Source organism: Pseudomonas sp. NPDC089408, from assembly GCF_044749445.1.
GTDB lineage: Bacteria > Pseudomonadota > Gammaproteobacteria > Pseudomonadales > Pseudomonadaceae > Aquipseudomonas.
This window is the reverse complement of sequence record NZ_JBIVHY010000002.1, coordinates 330,034-351,915: the sequence shown is the minus strand read 5'-3', so window position 1 is coordinate 351,915 and position 21,882 is coordinate 330,034. Positions and strand designations below refer to the sequence as shown.

General features: G+C 60.5%; 23 protein-coding genes. 3 read left to right on the top strand and 20 right to left on the bottom strand.

The annotated features are described in order from the left end of the window. Nucleotides 1–74: 74 nt before the first annotated feature. The 20 genes from ACIP02_RS04960 to ACIP02_RS04865 form a co-directional block, all read right to left on the bottom strand. Nucleotides 75–368, bottom strand: coding sequence for a flagellar protein FliT (locus ACIP02_RS04960; protein WP_400613787.1), 294 nt, complete (start codon nt 366–368; stop codon nt 75–77). A 19-nt stretch (nt 369–387) separates the two neighbouring features. After that, nucleotides 388–783, bottom strand: coding sequence for a flagellar export chaperone FliS (gene fliS / locus ACIP02_RS04955; RefSeq protein WP_038410049.1), 396 nt, complete (start codon nt 781–783; stop codon nt 388–390). A gap of 82 nt (nt 784–865) precedes the next feature. Further along, nucleotides 866–2,221 carry a flagellar filament capping protein FliD gene (gene fliD / locus ACIP02_RS04950; RefSeq protein WP_400613785.1) on the bottom strand — a complete coding sequence of 452 codons (1,356 nt, stop codon included), beginning with the start codon at nt 2,219–2,221 and terminating at the stop codon, nt 866–868. Between the two features lie 78 nt (nt 2,222–2,299). Further along, on the bottom strand, nt 2,300–2,650 hold the full coding sequence (locus ACIP02_RS04945; protein ID WP_400613783.1) for a flagellar protein FlaG: 351 nt from the start codon (nt 2,648–2,650) through the stop codon (nt 2,300–2,302). A 76-nt stretch (nt 2,651–2,726) separates the two neighbouring features. Next, entirely contained in the window at nt 2,727–4,475 is a 1,749-nt protein-coding gene (locus tag ACIP02_RS04940) for a flagellin (RefSeq protein ID WP_400613781.1), read from the bottom strand. 415 nt (nt 4,476–4,890) lie between these two features. Next, nucleotides 4,891–5,820, bottom strand: coding sequence for a ketoacyl-ACP synthase III (locus tag ACIP02_RS04935; RefSeq protein WP_400613778.1), 930 nt, complete (start codon nt 5,818–5,820; stop codon nt 4,891–4,893). 372 nt (nt 5,821–6,192) lie between these two features. Then, entirely contained in the window at nt 6,193–7,758 is a 1,566-nt protein-coding gene (locus ACIP02_RS04930; RefSeq protein WP_400613776.1) for a flagellar hook-associated protein 3, read from the bottom strand. Between the two features lie 13 nt (nt 7,759–7,771). Then, on the bottom strand, nt 7,772–9,814 hold the full coding sequence (gene flgK / locus ACIP02_RS04925; RefSeq protein WP_400613774.1) for a flagellar hook-associated protein FlgK: 2,043 nt from the start codon (nt 9,812–9,814) through the stop codon (nt 7,772–7,774). 12 nt (nt 9,815–9,826) lie between these two features. Then, on the bottom strand, nt 9,827–10,981 hold the full coding sequence (flgJ, locus tag ACIP02_RS04920) for a flagellar assembly peptidoglycan hydrolase FlgJ (RefSeq protein ID WP_400613772.1): 1,155 nt from the start codon (nt 10,979–10,981) through the stop codon (nt 9,827–9,829). A gap of 11 nt (nt 10,982–10,992) precedes the next feature. Further along, nucleotides 10,993–12,102 carry a flagellar basal body P-ring protein FlgI gene (locus ACIP02_RS04915; RefSeq protein ID WP_370844649.1) on the bottom strand — a complete coding sequence of 370 codons (1,110 nt, stop codon included), beginning with the start codon at nt 12,100–12,102 and terminating at the stop codon, nt 10,993–10,995. Between the two features lie 12 nt (nt 12,103–12,114). Continuing rightward, nucleotides 12,115–12,810, bottom strand: a complete 696-nt coding sequence (flgH, locus tag ACIP02_RS04910; RefSeq protein ID WP_400613770.1) for a flagellar basal body L-ring protein FlgH — start codon at nt 12,808–12,810, stop codon at nt 12,115–12,117. Between the two features lie 45 nt (nt 12,811–12,855). Continuing rightward, nucleotides 12,856–13,641, bottom strand: a complete 786-nt coding sequence (gene flgG / locus ACIP02_RS04905) for a flagellar basal-body rod protein FlgG (protein WP_400613768.1) — start codon at nt 13,639–13,641, stop codon at nt 12,856–12,858. 47 nt (nt 13,642–13,688) lie between these two features. Beyond that, nucleotides 13,689–14,429, bottom strand: a complete 741-nt coding sequence (flgF, locus tag ACIP02_RS04900) for a flagellar basal-body rod protein FlgF (protein WP_400613766.1) — start codon at nt 14,427–14,429, stop codon at nt 13,689–13,691. Between the two features lie 160 nt (nt 14,430–14,589). Next, nucleotides 14,590–14,781 (bottom strand): hypothetical protein, encoded by a 192-nt coding sequence (locus tag ACIP02_RS04895; RefSeq protein WP_400613763.1) that lies wholly within the window; start codon nt 14,779–14,781, stop codon nt 14,590–14,592. 132 nt (nt 14,782–14,913) lie between these two features. Further along, on the bottom strand, nt 14,914–16,236 hold the full coding sequence (flgE, locus tag ACIP02_RS04890; protein ID WP_400613761.1) for a flagellar hook protein FlgE: 1,323 nt from the start codon (nt 16,234–16,236) through the stop codon (nt 14,914–14,916). A gap of 28 nt (nt 16,237–16,264) precedes the next feature. Beyond that, nucleotides 16,265–16,966: a flagellar hook assembly protein FlgD gene (flgD, locus tag ACIP02_RS04885; protein WP_400613759.1), complete on the bottom strand. Its 702-nt coding sequence runs from the start codon at nt 16,964–16,966 to the stop codon at nt 16,265–16,267. A gap of 12 nt (nt 16,967–16,978) precedes the next feature. Next, the gene (gene flgC, locus ACIP02_RS04880; protein WP_026034446.1) at nt 16,979–17,422 is read right to left on the bottom strand and encodes a flagellar basal body rod protein FlgC; all 444 of its coding nucleotides are present in this window, start codon (nt 17,420–17,422) and stop codon (nt 16,979–16,981) included. 2 nt (nt 17,423–17,424) lie between these two features. After that, nucleotides 17,425–17,835: a flagellar basal body rod protein FlgB gene (gene flgB, locus ACIP02_RS04875; protein WP_266028885.1), complete on the bottom strand. Its 411-nt coding sequence runs from the start codon at nt 17,833–17,835 to the stop codon at nt 17,425–17,427. A 366-nt stretch (nt 17,836–18,201) separates the two neighbouring features. Beyond that, nucleotides 18,202–19,029 (bottom strand): protein-glutamate O-methyltransferase CheR, encoded by an 828-nt coding sequence (gene cheR, locus ACIP02_RS04870; protein WP_012273532.1) that lies wholly within the window; start codon nt 19,027–19,029, stop codon nt 18,202–18,204. A gap of 50 nt (nt 19,030–19,079) precedes the next feature. Then, nucleotides 19,080–20,009 carry a chemotaxis protein CheV gene (locus tag ACIP02_RS04865; RefSeq protein ID WP_400613755.1) on the bottom strand — a complete coding sequence of 310 codons (930 nt, stop codon included), beginning with the start codon at nt 20,007–20,009 and terminating at the stop codon, nt 19,080–19,082. 77 nt (nt 20,010–20,086) lie between these two features. On the opposite strand from ACIP02_RS04865, the gene flgA reads away from it, so the two are divergent. The 3 genes from flgA to ACIP02_RS04850 all read left to right on the top strand — a co-directional run bounded on the left by flgA (nt 20,087) and on the right by ACIP02_RS04850 (nt 21,835). Further along, nucleotides 20,087–20,839, top strand: a complete 753-nt coding sequence (gene flgA / locus ACIP02_RS04860; RefSeq protein ID WP_400613753.1) for a flagellar basal body P-ring formation chaperone FlgA — start codon at nt 20,087–20,089, stop codon at nt 20,837–20,839. Between the two features lie 164 nt (nt 20,840–21,003). Continuing rightward, a complete protein-coding gene (gene flgM / locus ACIP02_RS04855) occupies nt 21,004–21,318 on the top strand; it encodes a flagellar biosynthesis anti-sigma factor FlgM (protein ID WP_400613751.1) in 315 nt (104 codons plus the stop codon). A 49-nt stretch (nt 21,319–21,367) separates the two neighbouring features. Beyond that, a complete protein-coding gene (locus ACIP02_RS04850) occupies nt 21,368–21,835 on the top strand; it encodes a flagella synthesis protein FlgN (protein ID WP_400613749.1) in 468 nt (155 codons plus the stop codon). The last annotated feature ends 47 nt before the right edge of the window (nt 21,836–21,882 follow it).

Below are 21,882 nucleotides of genomic sequence, written 5' to 3'. Positions count from 1 at the left end.
AACAGCCACTAGTAAAGTCAAAAACTTAAAAGCAGTCAAATTAATGGCGCCGAAACGTTGCATTGTGCCCAGCTTCAGCTGAACAGATGGTATACCTTTGTGGCGTGTTTCGCTTGGTTGATATTCGACATTTGCGTGACCAACGATTGACGCTCGTCACTTGCAACGTCGATTAGCTGACGATAAACCGCCATCAACGCCTCTAGCTTGGCCTTTACAGCGGCCTCGTCTTCTTCATCCACCTGCGACACTTCATCCATCAGCGCCCGGCATGCTAGGTCGAGCTCACCGATGGCTGCCCAATCGCGCGCTTGCAGGGCCTGGCTCAGGGCCAGACGGGTATCTTCGATTTGCTGCAATGCGCTCATGGAGGGGCTCCTTTGGGTGTTATTGCTCAGCGGAAGCGATGGCATCCCAGCCGCTTTTCACGGTGATCATGAGCTGCGCAACTTCGTCGATCATCGCCGGGTCGCTGTGCAGGTTGGCCTGGGTCAGGCGACGGGCCATGTAGTCGTACAGGCTGTCGAGGCGGTCCAGTTCGTCCGGGTTGTCGGTTTTTTCCTTGTCCAGGCCTTCACGCAGGCCACCGATGATGTCGATAGCCTTGCCCAGCATCACACCCTTCTGCGCCACATCACCGCGCGCGATTGCACCCTTGGCCTGGGCCATGCGGTCGAGCGAACCTTCCATCAGCAGCTGCACCAGGCGGTGCGGCGTGGCCTCGGAAATCTGGGCGTGGGAATTGACCTTCTGGTACTGGCGAAGGGCTCTCATCGGGTGCATGGGGGATCCTCAGTGAACGGGGCTGCTGGACAGGGGCCGTATACTCAAGGTATCGGCCCTGCCCCGGCTTTCTTTAATGCGGTCAGGAGTCGCTGTTGGCTTTGTTCAGTGCGTTCAGCGTGGTCATCACACTGTCACTGGTGGCCTTGAGCTGGGCGACCATGGTGTCCATGGCGTTGTATTTCTTGGTCAGGGTTTCGGTCAGCGACTCGATACGGCGATCCAGGGCGGCTTGCGACTCTTCCAGCTCTTTGAGCTGATTGGTCAGGTTAGTCTGACGCGAGGCGAGGATACCACCCGTTTTGGCGTATTCCTCGGTGGTTTTGGTCATGCGCGTCAGCAGGCCGTCTTTACCTGTGAACATGTCGCTGATGTCGGCGCCATAGGTTTTGACCGCCGCATCCCACTTGGTGTCGTTGAATTCCAGCAAGCCGGTTTTCTGCACGGTGTTGATGCCAAGCTGCGACAGGGTGCGCAGCCCCCCTGTACCTACGCTGTGGCTGATTTCGCTGCGCACCGCATTGACTAACGAACGCATGGTGGCATCGCCCGTCAGCGCCGCAGAACCCGTGGCAGCACCATCGGCGCCGGTGGTTACTTTGGTCTGGGCATTGATGGAGGTCATCAACGCGTTATAAGCCGTGACGAACGACTGCACCGAGGTTTTCAGGGTGTCGTTGTTGCTGACGATCGAAAGGCTGGACTTGCCCTCTTTCACCAGCGTGATGTCGACCCCGCTGACTGCCCCAGTGACGGTATTGGAAGCCGATTCAAGCTCGAGCCCATCAAGCGTGTACTTGGCGTTCTGCGGCTTGGCAATGGTGGTAACGCCGGTGGCCATGCTGGCATCGCCACCCAGCGTTAACTCGGTACCCTCGCCCATCTTGGTCGAGGAGAACACCAACCGGGACCCACTGGCGTCGGTGACGATGTTTGCCGTAATGCCCTTGGACTGCAATTGCCCGTTGATGGCATCGCGCGCTTGCTGCAGGGTTGCACCGTTGGCGATTGTGACGCTATGGGTAGCACTGCCCTGGCTGATGGTCAGGGTTTGCGATTCGCCAGAGTCGTTGACAATCTTCGACGTGCTTTCGTACACCTGCGTCGAAATTTTCGATGCGGTCGCAAGCTGCGTGACTTCCAGGGCATAGGTGCCCGAAGACGCCCCGTCGCCCAGCTTCAACTTGGCGATTGCCTCATCGGACGACGACGAAGCCAGGCCAGAGAAGCTCGACGCCGTATTCAGCTTGGCGATCGCTGCACGGAAGGTATCCAGCGCGCTTTTGATGGTACCGATGGCCGACAGCGAGGTCGTGGCCGTGGTGGTCTGGGTATTGATCTGCTTCTGCTTTGGCGCCTTTTCGGCATTGGCCAACGCCGCCACGATCTCGTCGATCTTCAGACCCGAACCCAGGCCGGTAATAGTTGAACTCGCCATCTTTACTCTCCATTTCGGTGACCGTCGAAAATCCGACGAAAACGCGTCCGTGCGGCTTTACAACAAAAGCCGTGCCAATCAGGCCTGAATGTCAAACAACAGGCTATTGGCATCCTTCAGGTTTTCCGCCAGTTTCAGTGCCACTTCGGAAGGCAGCTGGCGGATGACTTCGCCGCTTTGGCGGGCAATGACCTTGACCACCACCTGGCCGGTGGAGTCATCGATCGAAAAGTCGAGTTGTCGCTCTGAAGCCTTGACGAAGTCCTGAATGGCACTGATGGCACCCTCCAGATCTAGCCGGACTGCAGGCTTGGATTCTTTGTCGACCGGCTCGTTGGCTGCCATGTCGTTTGCTTGCCGCTTGCTCGTCGATGTGTCGGGCGCAGCGGAGGCGGGATAGGACAGGCCCAGTTTCACGCTCATATCCATGTCTTACACCTCTTTTTCCTGGAAAGACGAAAGGGTACGTCACCGTACCCTTCGTCAAACTACTCAGCTTTTAGTATTAGCCCAGCAGTTTCAGTACCGAGGACGGCAGCTGGTTGGCCTGGGACAGGATCGCGGTGGAAGCCTGTTGCAGGGTTTGCTGCTTGGTCAGCTCGGCGGTTTCCGAAGCGAAGTCGGCGTCCTGTACACGGCTGCGGGCAGCAGTGGAGTTCTCCGAGATGCTGTTCAGGTTGGCTACGGTGCTGTCGAAGCGGTTTTGCACGGCACCCAGCTGGGCGCGCTGGCTGTCGACTTGGGCAATAGCAGCATCCAAGGCCTGGATAGAAATCTGGGAGGATTGCGCATCAGTAATGCTCAGATTGGAAACAGTAGTTTCCATTGCTACTGCAGTAGCACCAGTTTTACCCGCGAGCCCCAGAGCAGACAGACCAGTACCGGCACTGCCGTCCGAAACAGTAATGTCTTTATCAGAGAACAATGAGAGCTTGCCATCATCGGTCAAGCTAGCAGTGACGCCGGTGCTAGCGCTATTGATAGCCGAGACAATATTTTGAGCTGAAGAACCCTTGGCGAATTTAACTTCTACACCATTAAGGGTGATCGACGTATCTGCAGTAGTTTTCGCTTCCGACGTGCCGGCAGTCAAGCCCAGCTGCGCCAGAGAGCCACTCTGCTCATTCGAAAGGCGCACATCACTTCCATCTTTAGAAACGATATTGATACGGCCGTCAGAATCGATTTTTGTATTAGCGGCATCAATGCTATCAAGACCTTGGATCTGAGCAAGTACGCTAGTGATGGTTGCACCAGCCGCCCAGGTGACCTGAGAGTCATTGACGCTGATTGTACCGCCAGCTGCCAAAGTTGTAGCCCCGGTAGCCGGGGTTGGGGTACCAGCAGTTACCGCTTTGGTAGTGCCGGTAGCTAGACCTATAGACGATGCACCCGCACCCGAAATTTCAATATCAGCCAACGCGCTCATGGTGAAGCCATCAGCATCGGTGAAGCCTACAGTGGCGGTGTTATCACCAGTAGCGGCTCGCAGAGCAGTTTGCATCTTAGCAGCAATTGCTGCTCCTTCGTCACCAGCCTCTACCAATACAGATTGGTTACCGATAGCAAAGCCCAGGTCCGCAGCGAAGCCACCTTCACCAGCCTTAATCTCGGTTGGTACAGATGTGCTATTCACTACAGCTGCACCAACTACCGGCGCAGGAGTGGTCAGTTTGGTACCCAATGCAGTGGCGGTCAGACCGCCCATATCATTACCAGCGATAGTTGCTTCGCTGTAAGAACCTTTTAAGCCAGTCGCACTAATGTCAGTCATGCCAAACGAAATAGTTTCGTTAGCGCTAGCACCAATCTGGAAACCAACGTTTTGGAACGAACCGTCCAGAATGTTACGACCACCGAAGGTAGTGGTGTTTGCAATACGGGTCAGTTCACCCGACAGAGCGGTGAATTCTTGCTGCAGGGAAGTACGGTCGTCGCCGCTGTTCGAGCCGTTAGCCGACTGCAGGGCCAGTTCGCGCATACGCTGCAGAATGCTGGTCGATTCCTGCATCGCGCCTTCAGCGGTCTGGGCGATGGAGATGCCGTCGTTGGCGTTTTTCACGGCAACGCTCAGGCCTTTGATTTGGCTGGTCAGACGGTTGGCGATCTGCAAGCCAGCGGCGTCGTCTTTGGCGCTGTTGATTTTCAGGCCAGAGGACAGGCGGGACATCGAGGTGCCCAGCGCGTCGGAAGCACGGTTCAGGTTCTTCTGAACGCCCAAGGAGGTGATGTTAGTGTTAACGGTCAAAGCCATGACGAATTCCTCGTGGTATGGATACTGCGGCTTCCGGCCCTGGCGACAGCCGGGTGTGGCCTAGAGAACCTTCGTAATGGTTATCGTCGGTTGCGCGGGTTGCTTGAGGGGTTTTTCGAAAAAAAAATGGTGGCAGGGGGCCAGCCCTGAGAAATCAAGGGGTTAAGGGCGGTTTATTGGCGTCAAAATTCGCTCTCGGCCAGGCTGAATGCCAGCCCTCAGACCTCAGCAACCCCTCCCCTGTGGGAGCGGGTTTACCCGCGAAGAAGGCGACGCGCTGGATGGCACCGGCTTTGCCGGTGTTCGCGGGTGAACCCGCTCCCACAGGGAACGTACCCAGTGCCGTGGTAATTTTTCAGGCATTAAAAAAGCGCCGGGCGTTAGCCGCCGGGCGCTTTTTCAAGGCTGCAGAGGATCAGTCGCGGTAAAGAATGGCCGAGCCCCACGACAGGCCCACACCAAAGCCGCTGATCGCCACGCGCTTCCAGCTGCCGTCGAGCATGTGTTTCTGCAGCAGCAGCGGCACGCTGGACGATACGGTGTTGCCGGTTTCCAGCATGTCCTTGACGAACTTCTCCGGGTGCTGCTCTTCGAAGCGGCGCGCCACGGCATCGACAATCGCCGCGCTGCCCTGGTGAATGCAGAAGGCGTCGATATCGGCAGACGTCAGGCCGCTGGCATCCAGCAGTTCGTGCAGGTGCGCCGGCACCTTGACCAGGGCGAAGTTGAACACCTGGCGGCCATTCATGAAGAACTTGCCATCGGTGACTTTCAGGTGCTCGGCACCGGAACCGTCGGTACCAAAGCGCGCCTGGCCCAGGTTCCACACCGCATTTTCGGCCATCCAGGTCGCCGTGGCGGCGTCGCCGAACAGCATGGTGGTGTTGCGGTCTTCCGGGTCGACAATCTTCGAGTACGGGTCAGCCGTGATCAGCAGGCCGTTCTTCAGCCCTGCCGCTTCCATGAAGCCTTTGATCGCATACAGGCCATATACATAGCCCGAGCAGCCCAGCGACACGTCGAACGCCGCCACGCGGGTGGACAGGCCGAGCTTGCTCTGGACGATGGCAGCGGTGTGCGGCAGGCCTTCTTCGTCACCGTTCTGGGTGACCACGATCAACGCATCGATCGACTGCGGATCAAGGTCGGGGTTGCTGGCGAACAGTGCCTGGGCGGCTTCTACGCACAGGTCGGAGGTTTCCTGTTCTTCGGCCTTGCGCGGCAGGAACGAGGCGCCGATCTTGCCGAACATGAACTCTTCGTCCTTGCCGAACTTCGCACCCTGGACGTAGTTGTCCAGGCCAGCGGTGGGCACGTAACTCGCGATGCTTTTGATGCCAATCATTCTGGCTTCCCAATGAAAACAGCCAAAGACCACCACTCGATGAATTGAGGGCGCCAAATACCGGAGCGTCACCGCCAGGGGGTGAAAGCAGAGCTCGCCTGCGCAACCGGTAACAAAATGCTGCAACAGCTGCTGCATAGAATACAGGGAAGATGAACGTTTTGACTCATTGGTCACATTGAAATGCTACGAAAGCCGTGACCAGGCAGCCGCAAGCACCCTGTAGGAGCGGCCTTGTGTCGCGAAAGAGCTGCGAAGCAGCCCCAGGATTTCAGCATTATCGCAAAAATCGCCGGGGCCGCTTTGCGGCCCTATCGCGACACAAGGCCGCTCCTACAGGGTTTGGTGCCAGCCTGATAGAGCGGTGATAGATCAGAGCTTGTCGAACAAGCTCAGCTGCGAAATACGCGCAAACGCCAGCTGCGAGGCTTCCAGCATGGCCTGCTGCAGGGTCAGCTGAATGGTCGCCGTGGCCATGTCTGTGTCACCGATAGCGCTCTGGGTAGTCTTGTTGGCCAAACCCAGGCTTTCGTTCTCCTGGGCCTGGATATCCAGCGAGTTGCCACGCGCACCCACCGAACCACGGGTGATATCGATGCGGTCACGTGCGCTGGCCAGGTTGGAAATGGCCGAGTCGGTAGCGGCCTTCAGTGCAGCTTGCGCCTCGGGTGTATCCAGCGGCTTTTCCAGGGCGCTGCGCAGTTGGCCCAAGGTGTCCAGCACGTTCTGCGTGCGGTGGGTGTTGGCGTTGACAGAGAACTGGTCACCCTGCTTGGGTGCACCATCAAACTGGTAGGTGACGCCAGCGACCGTTACCGCATTACCCGCCCCTACCGTACCGGAGGCAATCGGCTTGCTGTCGGCACTGTACGGCTGCGCATACAGCGAATACTCCGTATCGCTGGTAAAGCGGATCACTGCGCCGTCCCTGGGGAAGGTGCTGCGATAGGCATCCGGGCCGGTGATGCTGGTGCCGGTCACCTGTGCCGTCGACGGGTTGCCTGCGCTGCGCGTGGCAGTCAGGGTGTCGGGTTTGGCCTCAAGGGTGAACACATGCCCCGCCACCACGGCGTCGGCATCATCGCCCTCCGCCAGGTTAAGGTTGATTTCGAACTCGACACCGCGCAGCGAGATCATCTTGCCGCCTTCGGCATTGACGTCGAATTTGCCCTTGCCGGCGGTTTCTTGGGTGATGTCATTGCCAGCGGCATCCTTGACGCTGTACTCGGTGGCACTGGTGAACGTGACGGAATATGGCTGGCCCGCAGCAAACTGGTTGCTGTAGGTGGTGGCCGAGGTCAACAAACCGCCAGACAGCAGCACCTTGCCATCATCCGGCGACGGCGCTACCAGGTTAGACTGGGTGCGGCTGTTGTTGGTGGCCTGATCGAAGATGCTGTAGCCGGTGTCGTTGGTCGCCAGGCGCAAGGTGTCCGAAACCTGCAAGCTCAGCTGGGTCTGGTCGCCCTGATAGCTGTAGGTGCCGTCGGCATTGCGCACATAGGGCGGGGTAGACGATTTGGAGCCGCCGAACATGTAGTCGCCGTTGGCATCACGCGAGTTCAGCAGGCCGAACACGTTGGCTTCGATTTCCTTGATTTCGCTGGCGATGGAGGTACGGTCGGCATCGCTAAGGCCACCGTTACCCGCCTGGATTGCCAACTCACTGGCGCGCTGCAGGGCATCGTTGATGGTCGACAGCACACTTTCTTCTTGCAGCAGGGCATTCTTGACCGTGGTCATGTTGCCGCTGTACTGCTCTAGCAACGAACTCTGCTGCTGCAGCAGCAACAGGCGTGCAGCGCCGACCGGGTCGTCGCCGGCCGACTGGATGCGCGACTTGGAGGTCACCTGTTCGGTGATCTTCGCCAGGTTGGAGTAGTTCTGCGAGTAGCTGGTGGCGCTGGTCTCATAGAACTGAGCAGTTGAAATACGCATGGTCCGCTACTCCTTACAGGGCGTTGATCAGGGTGGAGAAGGTTTCTTGCGCCGCCTTGATGATCTGCGATGACGCCGTGTAGTAATGCTGGAATTTGATCAAGTTGGACGCTTCGTCATCAAGGTTGACACCCGACACGGCACTGCGGCTTTCGCTCGCAGACTTGAGCACGGCCTGGGTTGCCGTAGTGTCGATGGTGGCCTGGCTGGCCTTGGCCCCTACCCGCTCGACCAGTGCGGCATAGGCCGAGGTGAAGCTGGTGCCGGTACCGGAGTTGGTGCCCACGGTCGACTTGGTCTGCAGGTCCAGCAGGGCGTTGGCGTTACGGTTGTCAGCCTTGCCGTCGGCGTTGAACGACAGCGTGAAGCTGTCGTTGGCAGCCGGGCTACCGCCGATGGTGGTTTCGACGGCAAAGGTTCGCGGGTTGCCGCTGTCATCAAGAATCGGGTTACCCGACGCATCCAGCATCGGTACAGCAATCGACAGTTTGTTGTCGGTACCAGGCACTACACTGCCCGTGCCAATCTGCGTGCCCTTGGCATCGAACAGCTTGTAGCCTTGGGAACCACCGCTGGCCGCGTCGAACACCACGCGCACCGGCATCGAGTCGCGAATCGATTGCTGGATCAATGCAGTGTCGGCACCGTTATAGATGTCCAGCGACTCGCCCAGGGTCGGCTGAGTAATGGTGCCGGTGCCGCTGTTACCGCTGCCCGCTGTGGCGCTCACCGGCCCGGCAAACGCCAGCTTGTTGGCATCGGTCAGGGTGGTGGTGATGCTACCGGCAGCAGCCCGGGTGGGGATGACCTTGAAGCTGTCGCCAGCCGCCAGGCCGCCGCCTTTCAACGCCAGGCTGAAACCATCGATCACCGGCGCCGGGTCGGCATTCAGGTCAAAGCTGCCCATGTCGGTGCCGTCGGACCGGCGCACGCTGTACTGGTTGGCGCTGGTGAACTTCACCTCGTAGTCGTAGGTGGTCAGCGCACCACTGTTGGCAATGGTGACATCCAGGTTGCCGGAGCCTGCGCTGTTGTTCGACGAGGCCAGGCTGCGCTGGGCAATCGCGGCGGCGCTGTTGATGCTGGAGAACAGCGAGCTGCCGAACTGGCCATTGGCATCCAGGCCCTGCCCCAGCTGGCTGTTGATGCTGTCGGCGACCACCAGGGCGACACGCCCGAGTTCGTTCATCGATGGCGTCAGCACGTCCTGACGATAACGCAGCAGGCCGCCAATCGCGCCACCGGAAACCACCGTGGTCACGTCCGAGCTGAACGAGTCATAGTTGATGCGCAGGCTGACCTGGCTCTTGTCGGCGACACCCGGCTCCACCGACAGGGTGTTGGCCTTGGTACCGGTGACCAGCGACTGGCCACTGCCCAGGTACACGTCGTAGTTGCCATCACGCTCCTGCACCGTCACGCCGACCAGCTCATTGAGCTGGCGCACGGCTTCGCTGCGCGCATCCAGCAGGCTGTTGGGGGTGTTACCCGAGGCACTGGCGGCGGTGATCTGCTTGTTGTACTCGGCAATGTTGGCGGTGAGCTTGTTCACCTGCCCGGCCATGGTATCGAGCTGCGAGTTGATCGTGGCGTTCTGCTGGCTGAGCTGGGTGCTCACCGCATTGAAACGGTTGCTCAGGGTTTGCGCCTGGGTCAGCAGCAACTGGCGCGAGGCAACGTCACCCGGCTTGGCCGCTGCGGTCTGCAGGGCCGAGAAGAAGGCGGTAAGCACCGAGCTGATACCGGTGTCGCGGTCTGCCAGCAGCTTGTCGACGCTGGTTACCTGCTCCTGGAACGTCACCGAGTCGGCCTGCAGCGAGGTCGCCGTCTGCAGCTGGTTGTCCAGGTAGGAGCTGTAGATGCGCCGCACGTCTGCCAGTGTGGTGCCGGTCCCGATGAAACCAGCCCCGATGTTATGCGACGGGCCCGCCTGCTGCAGGGTCTGCTGGCGCGAGTAGCCACTGGTCGCGGCGTTGGCGATGTTGTTACTGGTTACCGACAATGCCGCCTGGCTGGCATTCAGGCCACTCAGGCCAATCGAAATCAGGCTCGACATGATTTAGTCCTTTTATAGATTCGTGGTTCTGCCAGCCATGGCGTATTGCGGGGTTGTCTGCATTTGCTGGGCGATGCTGATGATCTTGCGCGCATAGCCCGGGTCGGTCGCATAACCTGCCTTTTGCAGCTCTCTTGCAAACTGCTCTGGGTTATCGGCCGAATCCAGCGCACCTTGATAGCGGGAATTGTTCTGCAACAAGGTGACGAGATCGTGGAAGCTGTCCTGGTACGAGTCGTAGCTGCGGAACGCTGCGGTTTCCTTGACGAACTGGCCATCGCGGAACTCGCTGGTGATCGCTCGCGCCTGCTCGCCCTGCCAATTGCCGGTGGCCTTGATGCCGAACAGGTTGTGGCTGCTGCTGCCATCGCTGTTGCGCATCACTGATTTGCCCCAACCGGTTTCCAGCGCGGCCTGGGCCACCAGGTAGCGCGGGTCGATACCGATGCGTTTGGCGGCCTGTTCGGCCATCGGCAGCATGGTGGCGACGAACTCGTCACTGTCGGCAAAGGCCTTTTTCGGCGCCAGCGGCGGCTGGGCCACGGCGCGCCCGACAATGCGCAGGCCGTTGTCCGGCACGGCAAAGGCCTTGGCCACCTGCTGGCCGTCACGGGCCGGCACGGCGGCTGTATTGGCGGTGGCCGCCGATGGCACGATACCGGCCAGCAGGCGGTCGGTGAGCTTGCTCGGCAAGGCCAGGCGCCGCGAGTTGAGCGCGGCAACGTCATTGCGCGTGGTGGTTGAATCGCTGGCATGCACCGGCTCCGCCACCTTGTTGCCCCACAGCGCCGGGCCTGCGTTGTCGACACGCGGGAACGGGCTGGTGTTGATCGAGGCACTGCGGCCCTTGGTCAACTGGCGCACCAGCACATCCTGCAGGCCGATACCGCCGCCCTCGCGAGACATGCTCACGGCCAACTGCTGGTCGTACATGTCACGGTACTGCTTGACCGTTTCGGTGTTCATCGGGTTGTCGTCGGCCAGCACGTCACTGGCCTTGCGCGAGGCCTTGAGCATTTCGCTGATGAACAGCGACTCGAACTCCTGGGCCACTTTGCGCACGTTGGCTTCGCTGTCGCGGTCGCCGTGCTTGAGGGCGTTGAGGCGGTTGAGGTCGGTGTAGGCACCGCTGTCGGCGCTGCCGGAAACCAGGCTTTTACTGTTCATCCTCGGCGCCCTCAGATCACGATCAGGTCGGCTTGCAAGGCGCCGGCCTGTTTCAGGGCTTCGAGGATGGCCATCAGGTCGCCGGGCGCTGCGCCCACCTGGTTCACCGCACGGACGATTTCATCCAGCGTGGTGCCTGGGCCGAACTTGAACATCGGCTTGGCTTCCTGCTCGGCGTTGACCCGCGAGCGTGGCACCACAGCGGTCTGGCCATTGGAGAAGGCCCCCGGCTGGCTGACGATCGGGTCTTCGGTAATGGTCACGGTGAGGCTGCCATGGGTCACCGCTGCCGGCGACACCTTGACGTTCTGGCCAATCACGATGGTGCCGGTACGCGAGTTGATGATGACCTTGGCCACCGCCTGGCCCGGGTCGATCTCGAGGTTTTCCAGGATCGACAGGTAATCCACACGCTGGCTCGGGTCCATCGGCGCACTGACCCGCACCGAACCACCGTCTACCGCCTGGGCCACGCCCGGGCCGAGCAGGTCGTTGACCTTGTCGACGATACGCTTGGCGGTGGTGAAGTCGGGGCGGTTGAGGTTCAGGGTCAGGGTATTGCCCTGGTTGAAGCCGCTCGGTACCGCACGCTCGACACTGGCGCCACCCGGAATACGGCCTGCCGACGGAACATTGACGGTGATCTTCGAGCCGTCACGGCCTTCGGCGTCAAAGCCGCCCACCACCAGGTTGCCCTGGGCGATGGCGTAGACGTTGCCGTCGATACCTTTAAGCGGGGTCATCAACAGGCTGCCGCCACGCAGGCTCTTCGAGTTGCCGATCGACGACACGGTAATGTCCACTACCTGGCCCGGCTTGGCGAACGGTGGCAGGTCGGCATGCACCGACACCGCAGCCACGTTCTTCAACTGCACGTTGCCGGAGCCGGCCGGCACCTTGATGCCGAACTGCGACAGCATGTTGTTGAAGGTTTGCAGGGTGAACGGTGTCTGGGTGGTCTGGTCACCCGTACCGTTCAGGCCCACCACCAGGCCGTAACCGATCAACTGGTTGGAACGCACGCCAGAGATGCTGGCAATGTCCTTCAGGCGCTCGGCCTGCGCCGCAAAGGCACAGGACAGGAGCAGGGTTGCGGCAATCAGCTGCCTCACGTTGAACATGGTCATCCGTACTCAGAAAGGCCAAAGCGGGCTGATGAAGAAGCGGTCCAGCCACCCGGGCTGGCTGGCGTCGGCGAACGAGCCGGTACCGGAATAGGTGATGCGCGCATCGGCCACACGGGTGGACGGCACGGTGTTGTCGGTGGCGATATCGTCGGCACGGACCATGCCGGCAATACGCACCAGCTCTTCGCCGGTGTTCAAGGTCAGCCACTTCTCGCCACGCACGGCGATGATGCCGTTGGGCAGCACTTCGGCCACGGTCACGGTGATCGAACCGGTCAGGGTGTTGCCCTGGGTGGCCTTGCTGTCGCCCTTGGTGGCGCGGTCACCGCTGTAGCCGGCTTCCAGCGACAGGTCACCACCGCCGAACGGGTTGTTGGTGTTCGGCGTGCTTCCGAACAGCGAGGTCAGGCCGATATCGGTCTTGCTGTTCTTGGCAATCTGCGAACCGGCGTTCTTGCTGGCCGAGGTTTTCTCGTTGAGGGTGATGGTGATGATGTCACCCACCCGGAACGCCTTGCGGTCGCTGTACAGGTTCTGCTCGAACCCGGCCTGGTAGATCGAACCGTTGTTGGCCGCTGCCGGCAATGGGGTGCGCGGCAACACCGGCGCATAGTACGGGTCGTTGGGCTTGGGCGTCGGTGCGACGCAACCTGCCAGCAACACCGCCCCCCCCAGGGCGAAAACGGACAACAGACGATTCATGACGCTTACCTCACGGGCACGGGTGTAACGACAGTACAAGGCTACTTACAGCTGCTGGGTGACGAACGACAGCATCTGGTCGGCGGTGGAGATGACCTTGGAGTTCATCTCGTAGGCGCGTTGGGTGGTGATCATGTTCACCAGCTCTTCCACGGTGCTGACGTTGGAGTTTTCCAGGGTCTGCTGCTGGGTAGTGCCGAAACCGTTCAGGCCTGGTGTGCCGACTTGCGGCGCGCCACTGGCGGCAGTTTCGAGGAACAGGTTGTCGCCAATCGCCTGCAGGCCAGCCGGGTTGATGAAGTCGGCGGTCTGGATGTTGCCGATCACCTGCGCAGCCGGGTTGCCAGCGGTGGTGATCGATACCGTGCCGTCGGTGCCCACGGTGAAGGTCTGCGCGTCGTTCGGCACGACCACGGCAGGCTCCAGGGCGTAGCCGTTGGCGGTGACGATCTGGCCGTCGGAGTTCAGGTGGAAGGTACCGTCACGGGTGTAGGAAACGGTGCCGTCCGGCTGCAGGACCTGGAAGAAACCACGGCCGTTGACCGCCATGTCCAGCGGGTTTTCGGTGGTTTGCAGGCTACCCGCGACGAAGCTTTTCTGGGTGCCGACAATGCGTACACCGGTACCCACCTGCAGGCCGGAGGGCAGCTCGCTGTCCTGGGTGGACTGGGCGCCAGGCTGACGCTTGATCTGGTACAGCAGGTCGGCGAACTCGGCGCGATCACGCTTGAAGCCGGTGGTCGAGACGTTGGCCAGGTTGTTGGAAATGACCGTCAGGTTGGTGTCCTGGGCGGACAGGCCGGTTTTAGCGACCCAAAGAGCCGGAAGCATGTAGTTTCTCCTCGTGCGCCTGTTTTACGGCACCCGTTCAAAAGTGATTAGCCGATTTGCAAAACCCGAGCCATGGCTTCGTCGCCTTCCTTGGCCGTGTTCATCATCTTGACGTGCAGTTCGAACTGGCGGGACAGCGCCAGCACCGAGGTCATTTCCTCGACAGCGTTGACGTTGCTGCCTTCCAGAAAGCCCGCCACCACCCGCACATTGACGTCGGCATCGGCCGGCTGGCCGGAGGTGGTGTGGATCAGACCGTCCAGGCCCTTCTCCAGGCCTTTAGTATCGGGGTTGACCAGCTTGATACGGTCGACCTCGGCGATCACCCTTGGGTCTTCACCCATCGAGCGAATGCTGAGGGTACCGTCGGCGCCCACTTCAACCTTCTGTTCCGGCGGAATGGCAATCGGGCCACCGTTGCCGATCACCGGCATGCCGTTGCCGGCACGCAGCACACCGAGGGCATCGATGTTCAGGCTGCCGGTGCGCACATAGGCTTCGCTGCCGTCCGGGGCCTGCACGGCAATGAAGCCGTTGCCGGTCACGGCCACGTCGAGGTCGCGGCCGGTTTCGACCAATGGGCCTTGGCTGAAATCAGTCGCCGGGCGCTCGGTCATGGCAAAGGCGCGCGCCGGAAAGCTGTCACCGAACACCGGCATTGAACGGGCCTGTTCCAGGTCGCGTTGAAAACCGGTGGTGGAAACGTTCGCCAGATTGTTGGCGTGGGCCTTCTGCGCCAGCGCGTTCTGGCTGGCGCCGGTCATGGCCACATAAAGCAACTTGTCCACAGTATCTCCTCTGCGCGTGGCTGCCGCGCTGTCACTGGGCAGGTTCAAAGCAATAATCGAACCAAGTCTGCAACGCCCGTTTTCCGGGGCTTTCAGCGTGGCAAGGGGCAATAACCGTCAGTTTGTCGGCGGATGTTTGCCGCCTGCGGCAAAGGTTTGCTCAATGGCTGCGGCAAGCCGCATTGTTGTAGGGGCCGGCATGGCGCACCCAGCCTTTGCCCGGGTTGTGGGCCACGCACAGGTAGCGGCCGGTGACCAGGCTTTGCCATAGGTAGAACGGGGCGGGGGCAGCTGGCGCCGACAGTGCCAGTACCAGCAAAGGGAGCAAGGCGATTAGCGATAGCCGTTTCATTGGCGTAAACCTTCAAGATTTTGGGGCCGCTTTGCGGCCCATCGCGACACAAGGCCGCTCCTACAAGGGATCGCGATCACCTGTAGGAGCGGCCTTGTGTCGCGACGGGCTGCGCAGCAGCCCCAGCCATCATCAGGTCATCTGGATGATGGTCTGCATGATGGTGCTTTCGGTGGAAATGGTCTTGGCGTTAGCCTGGTAGTTGCTCTGCGCCTTGATCAGGTTGACCAGTTCGCCAGTCAGGTCGACGTTGGAGTCTTCCAGCGCACCACCGGAAATCTGCCCGAGGGTGCCGGTGTCCGGCGCGCCGACCACCGGCACGCCCGAGGCGTAGGACTCTTTCCAGTTGGTACCGCCAATCGGCGTCAAGCCCTGCATGTTGGCGAAGCTGGCAACCGCCACCTGGCCAATCACCTTGTCCTTGCCGTTGGTGAAGCTGGCAAACAGGTAACCGCTCTGGTCAATGCTCAGCCCGGACAGCTCACCGGTGGCGTAGCCATCCTGAGTCTTGGCAACTTCTGCGGAGGCCGAGTTGTATTGGGTAGCCCCCAGCATGTCCAGCTTCACACCGTCGGCATTGGCGATGGCGCCATTGGCCGACCACTCGCCAGCGGCGTTTTTCTGCGCCGGAATCCAGTTGTCGAGCCTGAATATCTTGTCTTCGCCAATGGTCAAGCCGCCGACGACCGCGCCCGCAGCCATTGCATCTTTGTCCAGCGTGCCATCGGATTTGAACGGCACCGCGTTAACCAACGGCGTGGTCGAGGCCGGGTCAGCCGGGTTGCGGCCATCGATGGTGGTGTGCATCGACCAGGTGTTGGTGGTGTCGTCCTTGATGAAGTACTGGTTCATCTGGTGTTCGTTACCCTGGCTGTCGTACACCGGGGTGTTGAACGTGAAGTTGTAGGAACTGGCGTTGGTGGGGTCGAACGGCGTTACCGCAGGGGCGGTCGCACCCGAGTTGAGGTTGATCTTCTCGGTGATGAGGCTGGTCGGTTTCGGCGTCAGGTTCGAGGTATCAATCTGCAGGTTGGTCAGAATACCCTGAATGACCTTGCCATCCTCACCCACCGCATACCCCTGCAGGTTTGCACCCCCGGCATTCACCACATAGCCTTCCTTGTCGCTGTAGAACGCGCCAGCACGGGTGTAGATCTTCGAGCCGTTATCGTTCAGGGCAAAGAAGCCATTGCCGTCAATGGCCATGTCCAGCGCCTGGCCCGTGGCATTGATGTTGCCTGGCGTGAACAGCTGCGAAACCGCAGCGGTCTTCACGCCGGTACCGATCACGGTCTTGCCGGCACTGGTACCCCGAATGGAATTGGAGTACTGGTCGGCGAACTCGGCGCGCGACGACTTGAAGCCGGTGGTGGCGACGTTGGCAATGTTGTTGCCGGTAACGCTCAGGGCCTTGTTTGCTGCATAGAGGCCGCTAAGGCCGATATTGAAAGACATGTGAAACTCCTGTCGTTTTGCTCAGGCCCTAGATGCCGATGCTTTGGATTTTGGAAAGCGCAACACTGCCCAGCCCGGCCAGGTTGAGTGTCATCTCAGAACCGTTGGTCCCCATGGTCACACTGGTCACCGAAGCCGGCAGGTTGGTGGTCATGGCGGTGGCCTTGCCATCGATCGAGGCAGTGGCCTTGAAGGTATAGGTACCGTCGGCCGCGACTTCGCCGTCATCGTCCAGGCCATCCCAGGTAAAGTCGATCTTGCCGGCTTTCTGGGTACCCAGGTCGATGGTGCGGATCAGCTTGTCGTCCTTGTCGTAGACGCCGACCGAGGTGGCCGTACTGGAAGACGTGAGGTTGACCGAGCCGTTCAGCCCCTTGCCGGTGTCGACCACGGCCTTGTCGGTTTCGACAATCACGTTGCGCCCGACCAGCGACGACGCCTGCAAAGCCTGGGAAGACTGCAGCCCTGCAGCGATATACAGCACCGAGTCGTTCAGCGACTGCATGCTTTCGAGGCTGCTGAACTGCGCCAACTGGGCGACGAATTCGCCGTTTTCCTGCGGGTCGAGGGGGTTCTGGTTCTGCATCTGGGTAACCAGCAACTGCAGGAACGCGTCCTTGCCCAGCGCGCTGCCGGCGGCGCCGGTGCTGTCACTGTTCTTGCTCTGCTGCTTTTGCAGCGAGGTCAGATAGGCGCTACCGACGTCGGTGGTGGAATTGGTAGTGGTCATGTCGGCTTCCTATCACTGCCCCAGGGTCAGGACTTTCTGCATCATGCTCTTGGCCGTGTTCATCAGCTCGGCATTGGTCTGGAACGCGCGGCTGGCAGAGATCATGTCAGCCATCTCCTCGACCACGTTGACGTTCGGGTAGTAAACGTAACCGTCCTTGTTCGCCGCCGGGTGGTTCGGCTCGTAGCGGGCCTCAAGGGTACTCTGGTCTTCGACGATGCCTTTTACCTGCACGCCCTGCCCTGCTTCGCCCTGGTCCTCGAACAGCGACTGGCTGCCGCCGGCCTGCGCATCCTGGAAGGTGGTGGCGAATACCGGGTGGCGGGCACGGTAGGTCTGGTCGATGCTCGACGACACGGTCTCGGCGTTGGCGATGTTCGAGGCCACGGTGTTCAGGCGCGTGTTCTGCGCACTCATGCCGCTACCGGCAATGTTGAAAACGCTGGAAAGGGACATGGTCATTCTCCCCGCAGGGCGGAAACCAGCCCTTTGAATTTACTGTTGAGCAACGTGAAGCTGGCTTGGAAGCCAATGGCGTTTTCGGTGTAGTTCGATTGCTCGATCTGCGCGTCAACGGTGTTCTGGTCGATCGAAGGCTGCAGCGGCGTGCGGTACTTCAGCGTGTCATCAGCGGCGACGGCCAGGCCTTCGGCTTCGATGTGCCGGCTGTTGGTACGGTCCATGGCGAAGCGGCCGCTTTGCTGCTTGCTGGTTTCGGCGGCCAGCACCGAAGAAAAGTCCATGTCACGCGCCTTGTAGTTGGGCGTGTCGGCGTTGGCGATGTTGTTGGCCAGCACTTCGGCGCGCTGGGCGCGGAAGCCCAGGGCCTTTTCGTGGATACCAAGCGCCTTGTCGAAGCTGATGCTCATGTCGGGGAAACCTTCAGAGGTTGACCGGAATTTCGTTGAGCAAGGTATAGCAAGGGCTGTGCCAACCCTAGAAAAGCCCGAAATTGCGGGGCTGCGGGGTGCGGTGCTATCAGAGTGATGCCAGAAAAGCGGCAAAGGCCTTCCGCCTTGGGCGGCGAAAGCGGCAATTGTCGGATGGCAAAAGCGGCAAAACAAAAAATTGACGTCAGGTTTGTTGCCTGCGCTGGCCTCTTCGCGGGTAAACCCGCTCCCACAGGTGCATCGCTGCCCTTAAGGGTGGTGCATAACCTGTGGGAGCGCGTTCACCCGCGAAGAGGCCAGCACAGGCAAACAAAAAGCCGGCAACTTTCGTTGCCGGCTTCTGGTTCACTTGGCCTGGTAAATAATCCCTGGGCTGCACTGCACCATCTGGTAATGGTCCGGCAACCCGTTCAGCGCCTCCGAGGCGCCGAGGAACAGGTAGCCGCCCGGCTTCAGGGTGCTGTGAATGCGCAGCAGGATGTCCCGCTTTACCTGCGCCGAGAAGTAGATCAGCACGTTGCGGCAGAACACGATGTCGAACTTGCCCAGGCTGGCGTAGCTGTCGAGCAGGTTGAACGAGCGGAACTCGACGCGGCTGCGAATCGCCGGCTTCACCGCCCAGCGCCCCGGCCCCTTGGGGTCGAAGTAGCGCTGCAGGCGCTCCTGCGATAACCCGCGGGCAATCGCCAGGCTGTCGTACTCACCGGTCTTGCAGTTGTTCAGCATGGTGCCGGACAGGTCCGTGGCAACGATCTGCGCGCCCATTTTCAGCTGGCCGAGGTTGCTGCGCTCGAACTCGTCGATGGCCATCGAGATGGAGTAAGGCTCCTGCCCCGACGAACAGGCCGCCGACCACATGCGCAGGCGCTGGCCAGGGTTGTTGCGGATGAACTCGGGGATGACCTTGTTCTTCAGCACTTCGAACGGGTAGGTGTCGCGAAACCACAGGGTCTCGTTGGTGGTCATGGCATCGACCACCTGCTCGCGCAAACCGCCGCGCGGCTGGGCCTGGATGCGCTGCACCAGCTCGCCCAGGCTCTTGATACCCTGTTGTTCCATCAGCTTGTTGAGACGGCTGGAAACCAGGTACTGCTTATTTTCGCCCAGCAAGATGCCACAGGCTTTTTCCAGGAAGACCCGGAACTGTTCGAAATCCAAATTACCCGTAGACACTACTGCCGCCTCTTTTCAATCACTGGTGCCGGGGGGCTGCCCCGGCGGCTTCAATGCGCTGCCTTGATCCGGTCGACCACCCGCTGGGCCAGGTCGTCCGGCTTGAACTTGGCCAGGAAGTCATCAGCGCCGACCTTCTTGACCATTGCCTGGTTGAACACCCCGGAAAGCGAAGTATGCAGGCAGATGTGCAATTTTTGCATGCGCGGGTCGCTGCGGATCTCCGCCGTTAGCGTATAGCCGTCCATTTCCGGCATTTCAATGTCCGAGATCATCATCAGGAACTCTTCTTCCGGCTTTTTGCCCTCATCCACCAGCTGACGCAAGTAGTTCAGCGCCTGACGGCCGTCATTGAGCGCCACCACTTCCACCCCCACGGTCTGCAGGCAACGGCTGACCTGCTTGCGCGCCACCGACGAGTCGTCGACGGTCAGCACCCGCATCAGCACGGCCTTGTCCTGCACCTCGGCATCGATCACCCCGGCAGACACCGACTCGGACGACGGCGACACTTCGGCCAGCACTTTCTCCACGTCGATGATTTCGACCATGCGGTTATCCACCCGGGTGACCGCCGTCAAGTAATGGTCACGGCCAGTGCCCTTGGGTGGTGGATGGATCTCTTCCCAGTTCATGTTGACGATGCGCTCCACCGAGTGCACCAGGAAACCCTGGGTCTTGGTGTTGTACTCGGTGATGATCACGAAGCTCTTGCGCGTGTCTTCCTGCAGTGGACGCAACCCGGTAGCCATCGACAAGTCGAGGATCGGGATGGTCGCCCCACGAATGTTGGCAACCCCGCGCACCACCGGGTGCGCCTTGGGCAACAGGGTCAGCGCAGGGCATTGCAGCACTTCCCTGACCTTGAATACGTTGATGCCGTAAAGCTGTTCGCCGTTGAGGCGGAACAGTAGCAACTCCAGGCGATTCTGCCCCACCAGCTGCGTGCGCTGGTTGACCGAATCCATAACACCCGCCATGCCAGACTCCTTTTCATTTCAGCCTTTCGTTGCAACTCAGGTAGCGAGTCGGCACGGGCTTTGCTTTTTTGAGGGTCATGCACACGAAAACGACATTTTCCCGACGATTGACGCGCCTGCTGACTGGCTCGCTGGCCGCACTGTGCCTGCTGGCGCCCGGCGCTCGCACGGTAGCGGACGCGTTTACCTTGCCTGAACAACTTATCGGCGTCACCCAAGGGTTTCTTGAATTTACCGTCGAAGATTACCTGGCCACCACCCAGACCGCCGGCCGTTATGAAATCCAGGTCAACTCGCTGGACCCACGCCTGCGCATGCCGTTGTGCAGCCAGCAGCTGGACGCCTCGCTGGAAAGCCCCTCCCAGCCGCTGGGCCGGGTAACGGTGAGAGTCCGCTGCAACGGTACGGCGCCGTGGACCGTGTTCGTGCCGGCCACCGTGCGGCTGTTCCGCGACGTGGTGGTGGTTACCCGCCCGCTCAAGCGTGACAACACCGTGGGCGAAGGCGACGTGGCCCTGCGTGAACGGGATGTCGGTACCCTGGGCCAGGGTTTTCTGACCGAAATGGACCAGGCCGTTGGCATGAAGATGCTGCGCCCGACGGTGATCGACCAGGTGCTCACCCCGCAGCACCTGGAACAGGCCGAAGTGGTGCGCAAGGGCGACCAGGTGGTGATCGTCGCACGCAGCGGCAGCCTGAGTGTGCGCATGCCCGGCGAGGCCCTGAGCAAGGGCGGCCTGAGCGAACAGATACGGGTACGCAACCTCAACTCGAAACGGGTGGTCAAGGCCAGGGTCACCGGCCCGGGCCAGGTCGAAGTCAGTATGTAAGCTAGCTGCCAGATTGCGCTGGCAGGGAGGAACTGCTTTTTCTAAACTGTGTCAGAACACGGGTCCGCGAGCTTGCTGACAGGCGGCTGTGCATTTGTGCCTAAAGTTTCTTTCGGGTTGGCCGAAAACTAGGCAAGCGTCCAAATACCCAGAGGTTTCTGATCATGGTCATCGACTTCAGTCGTTTGAATAACTCTCCGTCCGTCACGGGCGGCGTGCGCGGCAACACCGCGTCCGGCAGCGCCGAAAAACCGGCAGCCAGCCAGGAAGCGGTGAAAGACACCGGCGCCAGCGGAGAAGCGGTACACCTCAGCCAAGAGGCCCAGCAGTTGCAAAAGATCAGCGACAAGCTGCGCGACGAGCCGGTAGTCAACAGCGCCCGCGTGGCCCAGTTGAAACAGGCCATCGCCGACGGCAGCTATCAGGTCGATGCCGGCCGGGTCGCCAGCAAACTGCTCGATTTCGAAGCCCAGCGCTGACCGTACGGCGCGCTGACTTCACGGACGCTAGAAAAGCCAAGAGTTAGCCATGCACGACACCACCTTGCTGCAACTGATCGAAGATGACATTGCCCCGATGCAGGAACTGCGCGACCTTCTGCACCAGGAAGCGATCGCCCTGCATGGCCGCGACATGCCGCTGCTGGAACAGATCCTGGCGCGCAAGCAGTCGCTGATCATCTTGCTCGAGCAGCATGGCCAGCGCCGCAGCCAGTTGCTCGCCAGCCTCGGCCTCAGTGCCGACCGCAGTGGTGTACAGGCCGTGGCCGCGCAATCGTCACATGGCGACACGCTACTGCAGCGGCTCGACATGCTGTCGCAACTGATGGACGACTGCCAGCAGGTCAACCAGACCAATGGCCGGATCATCCAGGTGCAACAACATGCCACCAACAACCAGATTCGCATCCTGCAGGGCGGCGATGCGCCGTCACTGTACGACAGCCGTGGCGGCACCTCACTGCTGGCCAAACCAAGGGCCCTCAGCCAAGTCTGATTTTTCTGTCAAGGCACGGAACATACTGGCAAAATGCCGTTAATTGC

Bases quoted from the DNA above. Each gene is read 5' to 3' on its own strand.
- ACIP02_RS04960 (WP_400613787.1), bottom strand. From the start codon at position 368: ATGAGCGCATTGCAGCAAATCGAAGATACCCGTCTGGCCCTGAGCCAG.
- fliS (WP_038410049.1), bottom strand. From the start codon at position 783: ATGCACCCGATGAGAGCCCTTCGCCAGTACCAGAAGGTCAATTCCCAC.
- fliD (WP_400613785.1), bottom strand. From the start codon at position 2,221: ATGGCGAGTTCAACTATTACCGGCCTGGGTTCGGGTCTGAAGATCGAC.
- ACIP02_RS04945 (WP_400613783.1), bottom strand. From the start codon at position 2,650: ATGGATATGAGCGTGAAACTGGGCCTGTCCTATCCCGCCTCCGCTGCG.
- ACIP02_RS04940 (WP_400613781.1), bottom strand. From the start codon at position 4,475: ATGGCTTTGACCGTTAACACTAACATCACCTCCTTGGGCGTTCAGAAG.
- ACIP02_RS04935 (WP_400613778.1), bottom strand. From the start codon at position 5,820: ATGATTGGCATCAAAAGCATCGCGAGTTACGTGCCCACCGCTGGCCTG.
- ACIP02_RS04930 (WP_400613776.1), bottom strand. From the start codon at position 7,758: ATGCGTATTTCAACTGCTCAGTTCTATGAGACCAGCGCCACCAGCTAC.
- flgK (WP_400613774.1), bottom strand. From the start codon at position 9,814: ATGTCGAGCCTGATTTCGATTGGCCTGAGTGGCCTGAATGCCAGCCAG.
- flgJ (WP_400613772.1), bottom strand. From the start codon at position 10,981: ATGAACAGTAAAAGCCTGGTTTCCGGCAGCGCCGACAGCGGTGCCTAC.
- ACIP02_RS04915 (WP_370844649.1), bottom strand. From the start codon at position 12,102: ATGTTCAACGTGAGGCAGCTGATTGCCGCAACCCTGCTCCTGTCCTGT.
- flgH (WP_400613770.1), bottom strand. From the start codon at position 12,810: ATGAATCGTCTGTTGTCCGTTTTCGCCCTGGGGGGGGCGGTGTTGCTG.
- flgG (WP_400613768.1), bottom strand. From the start codon at position 13,641: ATGCTTCCGGCTCTTTGGGTCGCTAAAACCGGCCTGTCCGCCCAGGAC.
- ACIP02_RS04895 (WP_400613763.1), bottom strand. From the start codon at position 14,781: ATGAAACGGCTATCGCTAATCGCCTTGCTCCCTTTGCTGGTACTGGCA.
- flgE (WP_400613761.1), bottom strand. From the start codon at position 16,236: ATGTCTTTCAATATCGGCCTTAGCGGCCTCTATGCAGCAAACAAGGCC.
- flgD (WP_400613759.1), bottom strand. From the start codon at position 16,966: ATGACCACTACCAATTCCACCACCGACGTCGGTAGCGCCTATCTGACC.
- flgC (WP_026034446.1), bottom strand. From the start codon at position 17,422: ATGTCCCTTTCCAGCGTTTTCAACATTGCCGGTAGCGGCATGAGTGCG.
- flgB (WP_266028885.1), bottom strand. From the start codon at position 17,835: ATGAGCATCAGCTTCGACAAGGCGCTTGGTATCCACGAAAAGGCCCTG.
- ACIP02_RS04865 (WP_400613755.1), bottom strand. From the start codon at position 20,009: ATGGCGGGTGTTATGGATTCGGTCAACCAGCGCACGCAGCTGGTGGGG.
- flgA (WP_400613753.1), top strand. From the start codon at position 20,087: ATGCACACGAAAACGACATTTTCCCGACGATTGACGCGCCTGCTGACT.
- flgM (WP_400613751.1), top strand. From the start codon at position 21,004: ATGGTCATCGACTTCAGTCGTTTGAATAACTCTCCGTCCGTCACGGGC.
- ACIP02_RS04850 (WP_400613749.1), top strand. From the start codon at position 21,368: ATGCACGACACCACCTTGCTGCAACTGATCGAAGATGACATTGCCCCG.